The following is a 17,880-nucleotide window of genomic DNA, read 5'->3' as shown; positions in this document are numbered from 1 at the left end:
AGGACACACGATGACCACCAACGCATTTCCCGACGAGGCACATCCGATCGCTTGGCCCGAAAACTTCAGGGCCGCGGCATCGTTCACGTTCGACGTCGACGCCGAATCCTGCACCATCGCGCACGATCCCACGAGCACCCGGCGCATGTCCCTCATGAGCCACCAGTCCTACGGCCCGCGGGTCGCCGTTCCGCGACTCTTGAAGATCCTCGAGCGCCAAGAGATCCAGGGGACCTTCTTCATCCCTGGGTTCACTGCGGAAAGCTACCCGGACGTGGTGCGTCGGATCGTCGACGGCGGCCACGAAGTCGCCCACCACGGCTACCTTCACGAACCGATGCAGGGAATCGACGCCGCCACCGAGGCCAACTACCTGGACCGCGGGCTCGAAGCCCTCGCGAAGGTAGCCGGGGTCAGGCCGGTCGGCTATAGGGCGCCCTGGTGGGAGCTCAACTGGCACTCGCCCGCGCTGCTCGTGGACCGCGGCTTCCTCTACGATTCAAGCCTGCTCGACGGCGATGCGCCCTACCGCATGGCGGTTGCCACGGACTCGGGTGATTCTCGGGACATCGTGGAGATCCCGGTGGACTGGGCTTTGGACGACTGGGAACAGTACGCGTTCTACCCGGGAGTGACTGGAAGCGGAGTCATCGAGAGCCCGGCCAAGGTGCTCGAGATGTGGACCCTGGAAGCCGAAGCCCACCACGCCCAAGGAAGTTGCTTCGTCCTGACCAACCACCCGTTCATCTCCGGCCGGCCATCCAAGGCCGTTGCCCTGGAGCAGTTGATCGAACGAGTGAAGTCCATGGACGGGATGTGGGTGACTACTTTGGAACGAATTGCCGAACACACCAAGGCCACGGTCAACGAGATCCACAGCCACGCCCGCATTGAGGTGCCCTCTTATCCGGGTGCAGGAGCCAGCTTCAAGCCCGCCCGGTTGCTGGAAGCCATCCCCAAATAGCTCAGCCATAGAGCATGCTCTTCCTTGGCCTCGAGCAGTGGACATAATGTCGAGCGTTCGTTGAGCATGCTCAGCGCTGGCGTCGAGAAGTGGACATAACGACTGGAGGCTGTCGAGCATGCTCTACCTTGGCCTCGAGCAGTGGACATAGTAGTGATACGTCCACTGCTTAGGCTGAACGGGGGGCATGTCCCGCGAGGAAGCTGGGGGTTGCGGAGGGGCTGGACGGGGCGGCATGTCGCGGGTGGCTCAGGCCCGGAGCACGGTCAGCCTTGGCTGGGAGAATTGGACACCCGGAGCATGCTCTGCCTTGGCGTCGAGAAGTGGACATAACGCCAGGCGGCCGTTGAGCATGCTCTGCTGTGGCCTCGAGGAGTGGGCATAGTAGTGATATGTCCATTGCTCAGGCTGAACGGGGGGCATGTCCCGCGAGGAAGCTGGGGGTTGCGGAGGGGCTGGACGGGGCGGCATGTCGCGGGTGGCTCAGGCCCGGAGCACGGTCAGCCTTGGCTGGGAGAATTGGACACCCGGAGCATGCTCTGCCTTGGCCTCGAACAGTGGACATAACGCCAGGCGGCCGTTGAGCATGCTCTGCCGTGGCCTCGAGGAGTGGACATAGTAGTGATATGTCCATTGCTCAGGCCGAACGGGGGGCATGTCCCGCGAGGTGGGGCTGGGGGCCGGGCTACGCGTCGGCCGGGGTCACAAGTCCGTCCGGCACGGGGCCGTGTGGAGTTTGTAGAGTCCGTTCAGGTCGCCGGCCGCCAAGCCATCGGGGGCACCGATCTCCGGGTACATGAGCTGGATTGGATCATCGACGTGGTCGAGTCCCACCACGTGGCCCAGTTCGTGTTGGATCACCGCGGAGACGTAATGGGCGCCGCCGGGGACATCCAGCAGTTCCGTGATTTGCGGGGCGTCCAGGTCGAGGCTTCCCGTGACGTAGCTCTTGGGTCCCGTGCCGAAGCTGTACATGGTGCTGCCGCCGGTGCCGATGACGGATCCAGTCAACGCCGGAGCCGCCTCGGGAGTGGTCCAGGAAATCAGCAGGGGAGCCCAACGATCTCCGTAGAGCGCGGGCTGGTACGGCTTGCGCTTCTCGGAGGGGGTTTCTTTGCTGGTGCCATCGTCAACGAATGTGAGGCCCGTTGCGGCGGCGATCTTGGCGATCGCGTCGGCGATGAGCCCCTCGGATCCCGCCGAGGCAAGGGCTGAGTTGACCACATAGTGCAATGGCCGGCACGGGGAGTAACCCACGGGCGTGCCGTCGGCGTTGGTGGCCAGGAACTTGTAGGAACTGCTGGCCACGGCAGGTTTGGCGGGGGAGCCGAGTGGGTGCCCGGCTTCTTCCAGGCCAGGCGGCGGGGTATCCGGCGCCCGGGCGGCTTTTTGTGGCCCCTGCCCGGAGGCCGCGGGCCCTGGACTGCTGGCCGTGGCTTGGGCAGAGGGTGCCAGCTTGGGAAGGAGCCCCGTGAAGGCGGGATCACCCCGGAGAAAGCCACCGACAAGTACTGCTACGGCCGCCACGACGGCCACCACCATCAAGTTTCGGAACAGCGCCAACGCGGTACTGGGCCGCCGCTGCGGAGGCGGCGGGCCGCCGTCGTACCCGTAGTTTGAATGCAAGTCTTCCCCCAAATGCTTGATCCCGCCGCCCCGGCGGGCCGGCGCTGCTAACCGATAACAGCGCCGAAGACGAGGCCCAGCCCATACGTGGCCGCGGCCGCACCGAGTCCGATGGCGAGCTGCCGGAGACCGCGGGTCAGCGGCGAGGTTCCGGACAGCAAGCCGACGACGGCGCCCGTCGACAGAAGCGCGATGCCCACCAGCGTACCGGCCACGGCAAGCGCCGAGAAGCCCGTCATGCCGAAGATGAACGGCAGGATGGGCACGATGGCGCCCGAAGCGAAGAAGCAGAAGCTCGAGATCGCGGCGCCCCACGCGGAGCCGACGGCCTCGTGCTCATTGACGGTTTCTTCAACTTCGGGGTGGAGCGAGAGGCTTGGATCGCAATCGCAGCTGTAGAGTCCCATGCGCTCGGCGGCCCGGTGTTCGGCGGCTTCGCGGGACATGCCCCTGGCCAAGTACACGAGCACCAGTTCATTGTGTTCGATGTCCAGGGCCGGGGCTGCGGTCAGTGTGGCCTGGGTGGGGCGGGTGGCCTTGAGGAGCTCGAGCTGGGAGCGGACCGAGACATACTCGCCCGCACCCATGGACAGCGCTCCCGCCAGCAAGCCGGCGACGCCGCTGAACAGGACCACAGTTGCGGGGACCCCGGTGGCCGCCATGCCCATCACGAGGGAAAGGTTGCTGACCAGGCCGTCGTTGGCGCCGAATACGGCAGCGCGGAAGGTTCCGGACAACCTGTTGCGGCCGCGCGTCGCCAGGCCGCGGACTACTTCTTCGTGGATCTGTTCGTCGGCCGCCATGGCGCGGGTTGCCGCTGGATCCTTCGCATAGGGCGAGCGCCCTTCAGCCCGTTGGGCGAGGGCCAGCACGAACACCGATCCGAAGTTCCGGGCCAGGAAGCCAAGCATTTGGCTTCGAGCGGAGGCCGCCTTCGGCATGCCGGCATGTTCGCCGAGGAGCTTGAGCCAGTGTGCCTCATGGCGGCCCTCGGCCTCTGCGAGGGCCAAAAGGATTTCGCGCTCCTCGCCGTCGCGGCGCTGCGCCAGTTGGCGGTACACGGCGGCTTCGGCCCGTTCGTCGGCCAGGTACTGCCGCCAACGCTTGATGTCCGACGACGACGGGGGAGTCTTGGGGGCTGCTGCGTCTTGGGACAGACTGCTTGGGTCCGAGGGATTGTCTGAATGCGAGGGTTTTGTGTGCGGGTGCACCGGGACTCCTGGGTTGCTGGGGCGGGCTTCATCGCCTCATTGCAGCTCCACTTTATCGCCAATTTCCGCGGTTTTTCGGCTGGCAATCCTCACTGGACTTTTTAGGCGCGCCTCAAAAACCGGGAGGCTCGCGGGAGACCTTGACCGCCGCAGGGGGCAGTGCTGGGATGGATGGACAGGGTCCACGAATTGGCGGGGTGGCGTTGGATCGGCTGCCTCATGTGCCTGTGCGATGGGCTCAGTGGCACGTCGAACGGAGGTTGCACCATGGACAGCACCGAGACCCACGCCCGCCATCCCGACCGGCCCACGGTCGAGGCCGATCCCGCCTACGACTACAACGAGGACCTGGCCGTGGACGAAGACTGGGAGGAACAGGCCGAGGTCCTTGACGACGACGAACGGCCGGTCGCGCTCGACGCCGACGAACACCGTGAGTCGGAAGTGATCGAATAGCCCCGGCCCGCTGAAACCCGGCTCGCTGAACTTGGCCGCTAAAACGCGCTAGCTAAAACGCGCTCAAGATGAAGTGCTTCTGCACGCCCGCACGATGCCCGGTTGCCGCAACCGTGAGGGTAAGTTTCCGCGTGGCCGGGAACCAGCGGGCGGGCTGGACTGCTTTTGAAAGCGCTTCGGTGATGAGTCGCGGCTCATGATGCCAATAGCGTTCCAGGTTTCCGTCCACCACGAACGTAATGGAGCCTTGGGAGAGGTCGACGCCGGGAATCACCCGGACGAACTCGTCCACCCGCCGGAAGCGGGGCAACAAGAGGGTGCTGGACTGGGTAGTGTGCGCGGTTGTGGCGGTAGCGCCGTTTTCGAAAGGCATGGCCTTCTCCTGTGGAGTTGCTCTTGCCCGTTCGGTTGTCTCTGGTCCGAACCGGGCCGCTTCTTCATCCGAACCACCCGTGAACATGGGGTTGGCGTGTGGCAAGTCGGAGCTTGGCGCCACATCTCTTGAAGCTGTTCCTACTGTACATGCGACAGCGGCGCCGCACCTCTCGAAGGAGAAGGTGCGGCGCCGCCGTCGTACGAGGTTTTGTGAAACTTAGTGGCTGGCCACCGGGTGGGCTTCCAAGGGGAGTTCCTCCGCGGCCGCTCCGGCAACGCGGCGGTCCCAGGCTTCGCGGACCGCGGGCTCGGTGGGCGGCGTGAGGAGGGAGACCACGAAGTAGACGGCGAACGAGGCGCCGAGGCCCCAGTAGATGGGGTCGTTGGCGTAGACGCCGTCTTCGCTGGGGATGATTCCGGTGGCGTAGGCGATCAGCAAGGCAAGGGTCAGTACGGACCCGACCGCCATGGACCAGGCTGCGGCAATACCTGTACCGCGCTTCCAGACCAAGCCGCCCAGGATGGCAACAAGCAGGCCACCTACCAGGATGTCGTAGGCGATGGTCAGGGCTACCACGACGTCTTGCGCCGCCATCGAGATCAGTACTGCCACGATGCCCAGGCCAAGGACCCAGTAGCGGTTGGCCTTGACGTCATGCTCGGGATTCTCGGTGTCGCTGGTGTTGATTGTCTTGCCGAACCAGCTGGCCACGAACGGGACCACGTCGGCGCGCGCAACGGTGGCTGCGGCGATGAGGGCTCCGGACGCGGTGGACATCATGGCGGCGACTGCTGCGGCCATGACAAGTCCGCCGATGCCGATCGGCAGGATGTGCGTGGCTACCTCGGCGTAGACGACGTCCTTGCCAAGGGCCTTGACGTCGATGTTCGGCAGGGCCACCCGGGCGGCCAGGCCGATCAATGCGCCGGCGACGCCGTACAAGACGCAGTAGATGCCGGCGGTGGCGCCGCCCCATCGGGCCACCTTGGGGGTCTTCGCGGTGAAGACGCGCTGCCAGATGTCCTGGCCGATCAGCAGGCCCAGGGTGTAGACGACGAAGTACGTGATGATGGTCTGGGCTCCGATGCCGTCCAGCTGGAAGAAGCTGGCGTCAACGCGGGCACGGATGCCGTCGAAGCCGCCTGCGGCGTTGAGGACGAACGGGAGCATGAGGAAGAAAATGCCCACGGTCTTGATGATGAACTGCACCTGGTCGGCGAGGGTGATGGACCACATGCCGCCGATGGTGGAGTAGACCAGGACGATGGCGCCGCCGACGGCGATGGCGAGCCAGCGCTCCCAGCCGAAGAGGACGACGAAGATGGTGGCGTAGGCGCCCGTGGACGTAGCGCACAGCATGAGGGTGTAGGCGAGCATGACGATGCCGGAGGTCTGCGTGGCGCGCTGGCCGTACCGCAGGCTCAGCATCTGGGAGACCGTGTAGATCTTGAGCCGCTGGATGGTGCCGGCGAAAAGCAGGCTCAGGAGGAGGACGCCCGAACCAATGGCCACCACCAGCCACATGCCGGAGACGCCGAACTTGTAGCCGAGGCCGACGCCGCCAACCGTCGATGCGCCGCCAAGGACGACGGCGGCCATCGTGCCGGTGTAGAGCATCGGACCGAGGCGGCGTCCTGCCACCAGGAAGTCGCTGTTGTTCTTGGTGCGCGACTTGCCCCACCAGCCGAAGGCCAGCATGGCGAGCAAATACACCACCACGATCGCAATATTGATGAACGAAGAGTCCACGGTTGGCTCCTGAAAGTGATGCGCAGAGCTCTGGGGGATTCCGACGCCGGTCCGCGGGGTTTCGTGCGGGGTTGCGGAAGGTCTCTGCGCTGGTGAGTGGGGAGAGTAGCCTGTGACGTGTGCCTCACAAACAACACTTGTTGCCTATGAGGATACGTAGTGATGCGAGTAACAGTCAAGGCGTTGCCGTGCGCAGCGGGCGCAACGGCGGTCCTCCAGCCATCCGGAGGCCCCGCCACGCAGGCGATCCGGCTACTATTGCAGCAATGACAGGGCCGCCAAAACGGCCTGAAAGGTTCGTGAATGAAGGCTCTCCCCGTTGAACCGAGCAACGTCCCCGTTGCCATCGGTTCCAGAATCCGTGCCGCCCGCCAATCCCAGCGGCTCACCATCGAGCAAGTCGCCGACGCCACCGGCCTGACCAAGGGGTTCCTGAGCCGTGTGGAGCGTGACCTGACATCGCCGTCGGTCGCTTCCCTCGTGACGCTTTGCCAAGTTCTCTCGGTGTCCATCGGAGACCTTTTTGCGGCACCCGAGACGCACCTGACCCGACGCGACGACGGACCGCGGATTTCACTCGGTGGGCAGGGCATTGTGGAACGTCTCCTGACCGCGCGCTCCGAACGGCGATTGCAGATCCTGCAGGCCTCGATCGAGCCCCGCGGCCGGGGAGAGGCCGAGCTCTACGCTGTCGATTGCGACGTCGACGTCCTGCACGTCGTCAAGGGCCGCATCACATTGATCCTCACCAACGAGGAGTACGAGCTCGAAGAGGGAGACACTCTGTCCTTCCCGGGCCGCGAACCCCACACCTGGGTCAATCCCACAGACGAGCCCGTTGAGGTGCTCTGGATCCTGGTGCCGGCAGCCAGCCGCTGACGCCGGCGATGTGCCACGCGACGCAGTTGCGACACGCGGTTTTGCGACACGCGACGCAGTTGCGACACGCGGTTTTGCGACACGCGGTGTGTAACACGCCTGAAACATGACCGACTTCAGGATTTAACCCTGGGGCCTTGGGTGTTACGTGCCTGAAATGATCCGTGCCGAATGCTGAAACAGGGCGACTGTACCTTCGAGTCAAGGCAACTCGTCAAGGTCGGTATCCCGTGGGGTACCAGAACCTGTTCGTTTTAAAAATGGTCTCGCCGTGCGGGCGCCATGGAGCGCCGTATATGCAGGAAGGCTCCCGAAATGAACCCAGTATTCTTCAGCGTAGGGCTGGATGTGAACCCCCAGACCCTCGATCCCGGCGCAACAGCCTGGATGCTTGCAGCTTCCGCCCTCGTCCTTCTCATGACGCCAGGTTTGGCGTTCTTCTACGGCGGCCTCGTCAGGATGAAATCCGTCCTCAACATCATGATGATGAGCTTCGGCGCCATTGGCGTGGTCGCGGTGGTCTGGGCCCTGTGGGGCTACGGACTCGCGTTCGGCCCGGATACGATGGGCGGCTTCATCGGAGACCCCTTCGCGAACTTCGGACTCAGCGGACTGGCCGGCGTCATCGGCGGAAAAGCCCCGGGGCTGCCGGACATGGTCTTCATAGGATTCCAAGCGACGTTCGCCATCATCACGGTCGCACTGATCAGTGGCGCGGTGGCCGAACGCGTCAGGTTTGGCCCATGGCTGCTGTTTGCCGGCCTCTGGGTCACCATCGTCTACGCGCCGATCGCCCACTGGGTCTGGGGTGGCGGCCTCTTCGGATCCACCGGGATCATCGGCAGCAAGATCTCGGCGCTCGACTTTGCCGGTGGCACGGTGGTCCACATGAATGCCGGCATGGCCGGGCTGATGCTCGCGGTGGTCCTCGGCAAACGGCTCGGATTCATGAAAGACCCCAACATCCGGCCGCACAACCTTCCCTTCGTGATGCTCGGGGCGGGCCTGCTGTGGTTCGGCTGGTTCGGCTTCAACGCCGGCTCGGAACTGGCCGCTGATGGAATTGCCGCACTTGCCTGGACAAACACCCTCCTAGCGACAAGCGCAGCGCTCCTCGGCTGGCTGCTTGTCGAAAGGCTCCGCGACGGCCACGCGACGTCCCTCGGTGCCGCATCCGGCGCCGTCGCGGGCTTGGTGGCAGTCACCCCGGCCTGTGGATTCGTGGATCCCATCGGCGCGATCGTCATCGGCGTCATCGCGGGTGCCGTCTGCGCGCTGGCTATCGGGCTGAAGTTCAAGATCGGCCTGGACGACTCCCTGGACGTCGTCGCCGTCCACTTTGTCGGCGGCCTGTGGGGGACCCTGTCCCTCGGATTCTTCGCCGTACCCTCCGCGAAGACTGAAGGCGGGCTTTTCTACGGAGGCGGATTGAGCCAATTCTGGCCCCAGATATTGACGGCACTCGTAGTCACCGCGTGGACGGCGATCATGACGACGCTCATCGGGCTGGCCATCCACAAGACAGTGGGCATGCGCGTCAAGGAACACGAAGAGCTGGCGGGCATCGACATCACGGAGCACGCGGAAACCGCCTACGAGCTGGCCATGGTCGGCGGATCATTCAATCCCGGAGAGCCACAGAACGGCAAAACCCCGCTGGGTTCCAGCGGTGACGAAGAAGCTAGCTCCAACGGAAAAACAGATCGGATCCGCACCAAGGCGACGACGTGAAACTCGTCACGGCCATAGTGCGGCCGGAACGCATCGACGAAGTCCGGGAAGCCTTGGAACACTTTGGAGTCAACGGGATGACCGTCAGCCAAGCCAACGGTTACGGCCAACAACGGGGCTACGTAGAGGTGTACCGGGGCGCGGAATACAACTCCGATCTCCTGCCCAAGATCCGGGTGGAGGTCCTGGCCACGGACGATCTGGTGGACGGAATAGTGGAAGCCATCATCTCCGGCGCCAGTACTGGCCAATTCGGGGACGGCAAGATCTGGACGGTCGACGTATCCCAGGCAGTACGCGTTCGGACCGGGGAGCGTGGCGCCTCGGCGATCAGCTAGAAGGACAGTCCAAGTGTCGGTGCCGCTCCGGGAGGAGCGGCACCGACACTGTCACGTTCAGCCCACGTGCACCCACGGCCGGCGCGTGATGTCCGGTTCGGCTTCGCGGAGCACTTCGCGGGTCACCGGGGCGATCTCGCCCTCGCCGAAGAAGAGGAACTTGCTCAGGTTGGCGATGGGGTTGCCTTCGGTCCAGCGGAAATAGATATGCGGCATCAGCCCCGTGACGTCGCGGATGTGGAGGAGCACCGCGGCCAGCGTGTTGGGCACGTTGTTGCTGTGGATCTCGAGGATCTTGAAACCGTGACGGCGTATGCCCTGGACGAGGAGTTCCTGCTCGAAGTCGGAGCTGTCATCCACGATGATCTCGATAAAGATCGCGTCGCTGTCCACTGGCAAGTGGTTTGCCTGCTGGGCGTGCTGCAGCTTCAACTGGTACCGGTCTGCGCTTAGCCGCTTGGGCTCGTGCGCGATGATCCGGATGGGGCCTTCCTCGTTGGAGGCCGTGAACTCGAGCGCCATCTGGTCCATCTTGATGTGGGTAGCCCGCAACTCGAAGGACCGGCGTACCCGCGACGCGAAGCTCACCAGGACAATGCCCAGGATGAACAGTGCCGCGATCCTGATGCCGTCGGGACGTTCCACCACATTGGCCACCGTGGTGTAGGCGAAGACCACAGCCACCACACCGAAAGCGACCGTCTTGCCCTTCTCCTTCTTCCGGCGTGCGGACAGGGTGACCGCGATCGAGGCCGAGGTCATGAGGACCAGGACGCCGGTGGCGTACGCGCCGCCCTGGGCCTCCACGTTCGCCTCGAAGACCAAGGTGATGATGAAGCCAACGGCCGTGAAAACCAGGACCAACGGGCGGACGGCTTTGGTCCACGCCGGGGCCATGCCGAAGCGCGGCAGGTAGCGCGGCACGAGGTTCAGCAATCCGGCCATCGCGGAAGCGCCGGCAAACCACAGGATGGCGATGGTACTGATGTCATAGACCGTGCCGAAGCCGTCGCCCAGGAATTGGTGCGCAAGGAAGGCGAGGGCTCGTCCGTCTGCTTTCCCGCCCGGCTGGAATTCGGCGGCCGGAATCAGGAACGTGGTGATGAAGCTCGAAGCCACCAGGAAGGCACTCATGATGAGCGCCGCCGTCGTGAGCAGTTTGTGGGTGCCGCGGATGCGGCCTGCCGGATTTTCCTCCGTGTCGCTGGGGCTGCCCTTGATCTGTGGCATGACCGCGACGCCGGTTTCGAATCCTGAGAGGCCGAGCGCAAGCTTCGGGAAGACCAGGAGCGCGATGCCCACCATGATCAACGGGTTGCCGTGCTGTTGGTTCAGTGCGGCCCACCAGTCGGTCACCACATGGGCCTCGGTCACCACGTGCACCAATCCGACCGCGACGACGACGGCGTTCAGCACCAGATAGATGCCCACCAGCACGACGGCGACGTTGATTGCCTCCTTGAATCCCCGGAGGAACACCACGCCAAGCCCGGCGATGAGCGCCAGGGTGATGGTGATTTCCTGCCCGTGGAGCCATTCGGGGGCGAAGGGGTTTTCGATGGCGTGTGCGCTCGCGTCGGCGGCGGAGAGGGTCATGGTGATCATGAAGTCCGTCGCGGCGAACCCCAGCAAGGCGAGCACGAAGAGTTTTCCGCCCCAGCGGGGGAGGAGCCGCTCGAGCATCGCGATGGAGCCTTCGCCCCGGGCACTTTCGGACGCGACCCGACGGTAGACCGGCAGGGCGCCGAGCAAGGTGACGGCGACCAGGACGATCGTGGCGAGCGGCGAGACGATGCCGGCCGCGAGGGCCGCAATGGCGGGCTGGTAGCCGAGCGTGGAGAAGTAGTCGACGCCGGTGAGGCACATGACTTTCCACCAGGACTGGGGCGTGTGGCCCTCGTCCGGCTTGCCGTGTGGACCCTGGCGCTTGCCCGATGTTTCAGGCATTCCGTCGAGCAACCAACGCTTGAATTGCCCCTGCTTGATGTCTCCCGCGGGTCTGCTCCGGTCAGAGGGTTCGGCAGGCGGCCTGGTCAGCGTTGTCACATGGTCCTTTCGTGCAGCCTGGAAGCTGCTCCAGATGGAGCGTACGGGCGGGGCGGGGAGGGGATGCCCGTCTTTATGGAATCTTTACGCCGCCTGTGAGGGGGGTCACTTCCCGACGGGACACATTCACATCATTTGGCATGTGAGCGGCATCACGTAGCATATAGAACGTCCTATGTTGGATGTGAACACAATACGAAAGGGCTACGCATGAATAACCCGCTACTCAGTGACAGGACAAGGGGGCGGCAGCCGTGGAGCAGGCTCGCCGTCTCCATGGCAGCTGCCGCAGTTCTCCTGACGTCAACCGTTGTGCCCGCCTACGCTGCGTTGGATCCGTTCCCGAGTCCCAACGTCCCCTCCAACCCTCCGGGAAGCTACGCCGAGCAGGTCCTCGCTTCCAACGGCGACAACGCCATCGACCCCGTCCTGGGCAAGTACTACCGGATCGTCGCGCTCGCGGATGTGGGCGACGGCGTCCTCCTGGCTTCCTACGATGGCCGTCCCGACGGAGGAGATTCTCCCTCGGCCAACTCCATCGTCCAGCGGCGCAGCGCCGACGGCGGAAAGACGTGGGGCAGTCCTACCTTCATCGCACGGGGACAGATGGGCTCGGCGGGCGTCCAGAAATACGGTTTCAGCGATCCCAGCTACGTCGTGGACAAAGCCACCGGGACGGTGTTCAACTTCCACGTCTACTCGAAGAACGAGGGTTTCGCGGGCAGCGTCCTCGGCAATGACGATTCCGACGCCAATGTGATCAGCTCACAGGTGTCCGTTTCCACCGACCGCGGTCTCACTTGGTCCACGGACCCGGCCAACCAGCCCACCCTGCCCGTTCCGTCCAGTTATCCGGCGGGTTCGGCCTACGCCGGGTTTGCGGGTCCGCTTGTTACCAGTACCGTCAAGCCAAACGGCAGCACCGTCAACGGCGTCCCCAATGTCGGCGGAGTGGTCAGTATGTTCGCCTCGTCCGGCGAGGGCATCCAGCTCAAGTACGGAGCGCACGCCGGTAGGCTCATCCAGCAGTTTGCCGGAACCATCGTCCAGCCCGACGGGAGCCGCCAGATCCAGGCCTACAGCGTCTACTCCGATGACCACGGCAAGTCCTGGAACATGGGCACGCCCACCGGAACGGGCATGGACGAGAACAAGGCGGTGGAACTCTCCGACGGTCGCGTCATGTTGAACTCGAGGGACAGCACCGGCGCCAATCCGCACTTCCGGAAGGTGGCGTATTCCTCGGACGGCGGTGTCACCTACAGCACGCCCGTTGCCGAGACCCAGCTCCCGGATCCGCGGAACAACGGCTCCATCACCCGGATGTATCCGGATGCCGCAGCGGGATCGGCGGATGCCAAGAAGCTCCTGTTCTCCAACTCGCCCACTCCCACAGCCGGCGGTGCGCGCGTGGACGGCATCATCCGCTACTCGGCCGACGACGGCAAGACGTGGGGCTCCTCGCGCGTCTTCAAGCCCGGAAGCATGTCCTACTCCACCCTGAGCGCCCTGTCGGACGGGACTTTCGGCGTCCTGTACGAGGGCGACAACAACACCATCACCTTCGGGAAATTCGACACCGCCTGGCTGAGCCCGGTTGCCGCCGTCGTTGTCCCGGGCGCGGTCACCGTCACGAACGGCGGCAGCGCGCAGCTCAGCGTGACCGTCACCAACAACGACAGCTCGCCGCTTCCCGCGTCGACCGTCAGCCTCGACGCCTTGCAGGATTGGACGTCGACGACGGCGCAGCTCGCCTCCCTCGACCCGGGCGCCTCGGCGACTGTGCAGCTGACCGTCGCGGCGCCGTCGTACGCCAAAGCAGGTGCAGTACCCCTGACGGCCAGGTTGAACGTCGGCGCGGCCTCGATTACTGCGCCGGTGTCAGTGACCGTTGCGGGTGGTTCTGCCGGCAATGTGGTGGGCGCCTACATTTTCGGTGCGCGCAATGATGCCGGAAGGGACCTGGCAACCCATCCGTATGCCGCAGGCAGCTCGGTGCCCTACAAGTTCCGGGTCTACAGCACGGGCAACGTCACGGAATCCGTTGTCCCGCAGTCCGGCAACTTCCAGCCGTTCCTGCCGCCGGGCACGGGCAACTGCCGGTTCAGTGCGCTCGGGGTGTGGGGCAACTACCTTTGCGGCACCCCGCAGCACACCGTGACGACGGACGAAGCGGCGCAGGGATTCTTTGTCCCGAGCACCGTCTGGCAAGTGACCGGAAGCGGCGCCGCCACCCAGAATTACACCGTCACGGGTGACGAGGTGGATCTCTTGGTCCGCAATCCCCAAATGAACGGATCGGTGGTGTCCACTTTCAACGATGTGGACGGGGACGGATTCGCCGGTCCGGGCGACACAGTGACCTTCGCCTACACCGTCACGAACACGGGCAATGTGGCCTTGACGGACCTTTCGGCTGCGGCCCTGGGATTGTCCAAGCCGACCCTGGCCGTGGGTGAGTCGGTCAACCTCACGTCCACCTACACTCTGACCGACGCCGACATTGCGGCCAAGCAGCTCCCGGCGACGACCATCCCGGTCAGTGCGAACAACGGTGCCAAGGTTGCATCGCTCCAGCTGGACAGGCAAGCCGTCGCCCTGAAGGTCAAGCCTGCCATGCCCGGTTCGGAGCCTGCCTTGGCTTCGCGGGAGTTGATCGGTGCCCATCCGCCGCTGGACTTGGGGCTCGGTACGGACAAATACCGCAGCGGCCAGACCGTGACGGTCCACAACGTGGAGTACGGCCAGTGGTACTACCTCTACCTGAACAAGCGCAGCTACCGTCTGGGCTGGTTCTTCCCGACGCAGCAAAACACGCTGTCCTTCGTCCTGCCCACCGACGTGAAAAACGGCATGGACAGCCTCGTCGTGCTCGACTCGGAAGGCCATCAAGTGTCCTTCGGAGACTTCCAAGTGACGCCTTTCGGGAGCAAGTAGCCCACGCGGGGACATGAGGTGACAAGCTGGGCCGGGCTCTGGGGGAGCCCGGCCCAGTCTTGTTGTGGTCGAATGAAAGGTCGGTTATCGGCGTAAACAAGTGATGCATATAAGGCAACTTTGAGTGTATGATTGGTGTCACAGTCACTGTCCGATCCACCTATTCACAAAGGAGTGGCGCATTTTGGAAGAGCTTCGTATTGAGGCCAACGGCAACCTTGGTCCCATTGATTCGGCCCGAATCCCGCGCTATGCCGGTGCTGCCACCTATGCCCGCCTGCCCCGCTTGGACCAGGTTTCCAAGGCCGATGTCACGGTGGTCGGCGTTCCCTTCGACTCCGGTGTCTCCTACCGCCCTGGCGCCCGCTTCGGTGCCAACGCCGTGCGTGAAGCCAGCCGCTTGCTGCGCCCGTACAACCCGGCCTGGGACGTCAGCCCGTTTGAGAACATCCAGGTTGCCGACGCCGGCGACATGGCCGTGAACCCGTTCAACATCAACGAGGCCATCGAGACCATCCAGCAGAACGCACTCGACCTGACCGCCAATGGAAGCAAGCTCGTCACGCTTGGCGGCGACCACACCATTGCCCTGCCGCTGCTCCGCGCCGCCGCCGAACGCGCCGGCGAGCCCGTTGCGATGCTGCACTTCGATGCCCACCTGGACACCTGGGATACCTACTTCGGCGCCGAGTACACGCACGGCACCCCGTTCCGCCGCGCGGTAGAAGAGGGCATCCTCGACACCGAGGCCATCAGCCACGTCGGCACCCGCGGTCCGCTTTACGGCAAGAAAGACCTCGACGACGACCACCGCTTCGGCTTCGGCATCGTCACCTCGGCGGACGTCTACTACCAGGGCGTCCTGGAAACCGTGGCCAAGATCCGGGACCGCATCGGCAACCGTCCGCTGTACATTTCCGTGGACATCGACGTCCTCGATCCGGCCCACGCTCCGGGTACCGGCACGCCTGAAGCCGGCGGCATCACCAGCCGCGAGCTCCTCGAGATCATCCGCGGATTCCGTGGCATGAACCTCGTGGGCGCAGACATCGTGGAGGTCGCCCCGGCCTATGACCACGCCGAGATCACCGGCGTCGCAGCCAGCCATGTTGCCTACGAGCTCGTCACCCTCATGGCCGACAACGCCGTCGAAGGCAACCGCCACGGCGCGCTCAACGGCTATGCCGCCCAGGCCCTGGGCCAGGAATCCCGGCGCCCGGCCGGCTTCGCTCCGGCGGTCACGAAGTGACGGACCAGCGCAACGGCGGGGACCTCGTCGTCGAGACCCTCGAAGCGCTCGGCGCGAAGACAGTCTTCGGGATCCCGGGCCAGCACGCCCTGGGTTTGTTCGACGCGATGGGCCGCGGCAATCTGCATTTCGTATCCTCCCGTGTGGAAAACAACTCGGCCTTCGCCGCTGACGGATATTCCCGTGCCACGGGTGAGGTCGGTGTCCTGTTTCTGTCCACCGGTCCGGGTGCCTTGACTTCCTTGGCCGGCTTGCAGGAAGCGTATGCGACCGGCGTGCCGATGGTGGTCGTGGCGAGCCAGATTCCCTTGGACGGTTTGGGTGCGCGCCGGAAGGGCATGCTCCACCAGCTCGATGACCAGAAGGCCTCTGCCGCGAACGTCACCAAGAGCCAGCGCCTCATCCAGCATGCGTCCGGGATTCCCTCGGCCATCCAGGACGCCTGGACCGAGGCCATCTCCTCCCCGCAGGGGCCCGTGTGGATCGAGATTCCGCAGAACGTGCTCCTGGACCCGATCATGGTCCCGCCAGTGGAAGACGCCCTCGCCGAAGCGGCTGACAACCCGCCGCGCGTGGAGCTGATCCGCGAAGCCGTCAAATGGCTCTCGACGGCGGAGCGTCCGGCGATCATCGCCGGCGGCGGCACCCGCCGTGGCCGGGCCGAGAAGTCGCTCCTGTCGATCGCCGAGAAACTCCGAGCCCCGGTCATCTGCACTCCCGGTGGCAACGGGGCGTTCCCGTGGACCCACGAGCTGTCCCTGCAGTCCTGGATCGAAGACCGACACATGACGGATGTCCTCGAGGACGCCGACGTGCTGATCGTCATCGGTTCCTCCCTGGGCGAGGTAACGTCCAACTATTTCACCTTCGAGCCGCGCGGCCGCATCATCCAGATCGACGCCGAACCCCGGGTCCTCGAGTCCAACCGGCCCGGCCTGGGCATCCGCGCCGATGCAGGCCAGGCGCTTTCCGCGCTCGACGAGGCGTTGCCTCCGGCTGCGACGGCACCGGATTGGCGCGGCGCAACGCCCGAGGATCTTGTCAAGGAGTCCCTGGCCAAGGTCAGGGAACGGCTTGAAGAGCAGGACCTCGGCAAGGAACTGAAGTTCATGGCCGACATCCGCGAAGCCGTTCCGGCGGACATGCAGACCTTCTGGGACATGACGATCTCTGCGTACTGGGGATGGAGCTGCTGGGATTCCCGCGAGGGCCAGTTCCACTCGGCCCAGGGCGCCGGCGGCCTCGGCTACGGCTTCCCGGCTGCCATCGGCGGTGCCGTGGGACTGGAGACTGTGGGCAAACCCGCTGGCTCTGCTCGGGTACTCGCCGTATCCGGCGACGGGTCCTCCATGTACTCGATCTCCGAGCTGGCCACCGCCAAGCAGCACAACGTCCCGGTCACGTGGCTGATTGTCGACGACGGCGGCTACGGCATCCTGCGCGAATACATGGTGGGCGCCTTCGGCAAGGCCACGGCCACCGAGCTCGCCCGCCCCGACTTCGTCAAGCTCGCCGAGGCCTTCGGTGTCCCGGCCCGCAGAGTTGCCCCGGAGGATGTCGGGGACGCGCTCCGGGAAGGCTTCGCCGCGGATGGCCCCAACGTCGTCGTGGTTGAAACCCTCCTGAAGATGTTTGGCCCCACGCACTTGGGCGACTGACTCAACACGCCTCACACTCCAGCGCGAGCTGGCAGTTGATGACCCCTTTTTCGAAAGATGGGGGCATCTACTGCCGGCTCGCGCTCGGTGTTTAACGCACCTCACACATCATTAGTTTCCCAAAGCAATCATTTTGGCGTATAGTTGCTTTAGGCAAACAAAAGTGAGGTGTCTTCCATGGCTGTCGCATCCAGCACAGCAACCGAACTCGTCCATCAGATTTTCGATCTCCAGCGGGTACTGCGTTGCATCGTGACCGCGAACATCGCGAAAGATGCCGACGTCGGATTCGCCCTACAGGGTGTCATGCGCTTCATCGGCGAGGGGGAGTCCCGGGCCACGAAGCTAGCCTCCCGCCTCGGCGTCAGCCCTCCGGTCCTCAGCAGGCACATCGCCGAACTCGAGGAACTCGGTCTGGTGGTCCGCCGCCCCGATCCCGCCGACGGCCGTGCGCAATTGGTGGCCCTTTCGGAAGCCGGGATTGAGAAGGTCCGGGACTTCGAAGAACAGCGCAGCCTCAATCTGCGGGCCTACCTCGCGGAATGGAGCGAGGAAGACGCCTTGGAAGCAGGGCAGGTCCTGGAGAAATTGACCACATCACTCAACCACTCAGTCCGGGCAACGGCGGCCGGCTCCCACCACTCGAACCACACAGCTTAG

Annotated in this window: 14 protein-coding genes and 1 riboswitch; of the genes, 9 read left to right on the top strand and 5 right to left on the bottom strand. The window is 64.6% G+C overall.

The window, feature by feature from the left end; all coding sequences use genetic code 11:
- Positions 1–10: 10 nt before the first annotated feature.
- The gene (locus tag ACSBOX_RS16380; RefSeq protein ID WP_442543395.1) at positions 11–964 is read left to right on the top strand and encodes a polysaccharide deacetylase family protein; all 954 of its coding nucleotides are present in this window, start codon (positions 11–13) and stop codon (positions 962–964) included.
- A 702-nt stretch (positions 965–1,666) separates the two neighbouring features.
- Here the strand turns inward: ACSBOX_RS16380 and ACSBOX_RS16375 are convergent.
- Both ACSBOX_RS16375 and ACSBOX_RS16370 read right to left on the bottom strand, forming a co-directional pair.
- Entirely contained in the window at positions 1,667–2,527 is an 861-nt protein-coding gene (locus ACSBOX_RS16375) for a matrixin family metalloprotease (protein ID WP_442546050.1), read from the bottom strand.
- A gap of 110 nt (positions 2,528–2,637) precedes the next feature.
- The gene (locus ACSBOX_RS16370; protein ID WP_442546049.1) at positions 2,638–3,747 is read right to left on the bottom strand and encodes a VIT1/CCC1 transporter family protein; all 1,110 of its coding nucleotides are present in this window, start codon (positions 3,745–3,747) and stop codon (positions 2,638–2,640) included.
- Between the two features lie 321 nt (positions 3,748–4,068).
- Between ACSBOX_RS16370 and ACSBOX_RS16365 the strand changes: the two genes are divergently transcribed.
- On the top strand, positions 4,069–4,257 hold the full coding sequence (locus ACSBOX_RS16365) for a hypothetical protein (RefSeq protein ID WP_442543394.1): 189 nt from the start codon (positions 4,069–4,071) through the stop codon (positions 4,255–4,257).
- A 52-nt stretch (positions 4,258–4,309) separates the two neighbouring features.
- On the opposite strand, the gene ACSBOX_RS16360 is transcribed toward ACSBOX_RS16365, so the two are convergent.
- Together ACSBOX_RS16360 and ACSBOX_RS16355 are read right to left on the bottom strand one after the other, a co-directional pair.
- The gene (locus tag ACSBOX_RS16360) at positions 4,310–4,630 is read right to left on the bottom strand and encodes a hypothetical protein (RefSeq protein ID WP_442543393.1); all 321 of its coding nucleotides are present in this window, start codon (positions 4,628–4,630) and stop codon (positions 4,310–4,312) included.
- Positions 4,631–4,644: 14 nt separating this feature from the next.
- Positions 4,645–4,764: riboswitch (SAM riboswitch) on the bottom strand.
- Positions 4,765–4,849: 85 nt separating this feature from the next.
- On the bottom strand, positions 4,850–6,382 hold the full coding sequence (locus ACSBOX_RS16355; protein WP_442543392.1) for a sodium:solute symporter: 1,533 nt from the start codon (positions 6,380–6,382) through the stop codon (positions 4,850–4,852).
- Between the two features lie 303 nt (positions 6,383–6,685).
- Between ACSBOX_RS16355 and ACSBOX_RS16350 the strand changes: the two genes are divergently transcribed.
- The 3 genes from ACSBOX_RS16350 (at position 6,686) to ACSBOX_RS16340 (ending at position 9,330) form a co-directional block, all read left to right on the top strand.
- Positions 6,686–7,261, top strand: a complete 576-nt coding sequence (locus tag ACSBOX_RS16350; protein ID WP_241708237.1) for a helix-turn-helix domain-containing protein — start codon at positions 6,686–6,688, stop codon at positions 7,259–7,261.
- Between the two features lie 315 nt (positions 7,262–7,576).
- Positions 7,577–8,992 carry an ammonium transporter gene (locus tag ACSBOX_RS16345; protein ID WP_442543391.1) on the top strand — a complete coding sequence of 472 codons (1,416 nt, stop codon included), beginning with the start codon at positions 7,577–7,579 and terminating at the stop codon, positions 8,990–8,992.
- Positions 8,989–9,330, top strand: a complete 342-nt coding sequence (locus tag ACSBOX_RS16340; protein ID WP_442543390.1) for a P-II family nitrogen regulator — start codon at positions 8,989–8,991, stop codon at positions 9,328–9,330. The genes ACSBOX_RS16345 and ACSBOX_RS16340 overlap by 4 nt, the downstream gene beginning before the upstream one ends.
- A 57-nt stretch (positions 9,331–9,387) precedes the next feature.
- Here ACSBOX_RS16340 and ACSBOX_RS16335 read toward each other — a convergent pair whose 3' ends face one another.
- Positions 9,388–11,376 carry an amino acid transporter gene (locus ACSBOX_RS16335; protein ID WP_442543389.1) on the bottom strand — a complete coding sequence of 663 codons (1,989 nt, stop codon included), beginning with the start codon at positions 11,374–11,376 and terminating at the stop codon, positions 9,388–9,390.
- 210 nt (positions 11,377–11,586) lie between these two features.
- Here ACSBOX_RS16335 and ACSBOX_RS16330 point away from each other — a divergent pair, with 210 nt between their 5' ends.
- From ACSBOX_RS16330 to ACSBOX_RS16315, 4 genes are all read left to right on the top strand, one after another.
- On the top strand, positions 11,587–14,313 hold the full coding sequence (locus ACSBOX_RS16330) for an exo-alpha-sialidase (RefSeq protein WP_442543388.1): 2,727 nt from the start codon (positions 11,587–11,589) through the stop codon (positions 14,311–14,313).
- Positions 14,314–14,497: 184 nt separating this feature from the next.
- On the top strand, positions 14,498–15,562 hold the full coding sequence (gene speB, locus ACSBOX_RS16325) for an agmatinase (protein WP_442543387.1): 1,065 nt from the start codon (positions 14,498–14,500) through the stop codon (positions 15,560–15,562).
- On the top strand, positions 15,559–17,220 hold the full coding sequence (locus tag ACSBOX_RS16320; RefSeq protein WP_442543386.1) for a thiamine pyrophosphate-binding protein: 1,662 nt from the start codon (positions 15,559–15,561) through the stop codon (positions 17,218–17,220). The genes speB and ACSBOX_RS16320 overlap by 4 nt, the downstream gene beginning before the upstream one ends.
- A 177-nt stretch (positions 17,221–17,397) precedes the next feature.
- Positions 17,398–17,880, top strand: a complete 483-nt coding sequence (locus ACSBOX_RS16315; protein ID WP_442543385.1) for a MarR family winged helix-turn-helix transcriptional regulator — start codon at positions 17,398–17,400, stop codon at positions 17,878–17,880.

It is taken from the genome of Arthrobacter sp. KN11-1C (assembly GCF_052180225.1).
In the GTDB taxonomy this organism is placed as follows: domain Bacteria; phylum Actinomycetota; class Actinomycetes; order Actinomycetales; family Micrococcaceae; genus Arthrobacter.
Note: the sequence above shows the minus strand (reverse complement) of the source record. Positions and strands in the feature narration are given on the sequence as shown.

Bases quoted from the DNA above. Each gene is read 5' to 3' on its own strand.
- ACSBOX_RS16380 (WP_442543395.1), top strand. From the start codon at position 11: ATGACCACCAACGCATTTCCCGACGAGGCACATCCGATCGCTTGGCCC.
- ACSBOX_RS16365 (WP_442543394.1), top strand. From the start codon at position 4,069: ATGGACAGCACCGAGACCCACGCCCGCCATCCCGACCGGCCCACGGTC.
- ACSBOX_RS16360 (WP_442543393.1), bottom strand. From the start codon at position 4,630: ATGCCTTTCGAAAACGGCGCTACCGCCACAACCGCGCACACTACCCAG.
- ACSBOX_RS16350 (WP_241708237.1), top strand. From the start codon at position 6,686: ATGAAGGCTCTCCCCGTTGAACCGAGCAACGTCCCCGTTGCCATCGGT.
- ACSBOX_RS16345 (WP_442543391.1), top strand. From the start codon at position 7,577: ATGAACCCAGTATTCTTCAGCGTAGGGCTGGATGTGAACCCCCAGACC.
- ACSBOX_RS16330 (WP_442543388.1), top strand. From the start codon at position 11,587: ATGAATAACCCGCTACTCAGTGACAGGACAAGGGGGCGGCAGCCGTGG.
- ACSBOX_RS16315 (WP_442543385.1), top strand. From the start codon at position 17,398: ATGGCTGTCGCATCCAGCACAGCAACCGAACTCGTCCATCAGATTTTC.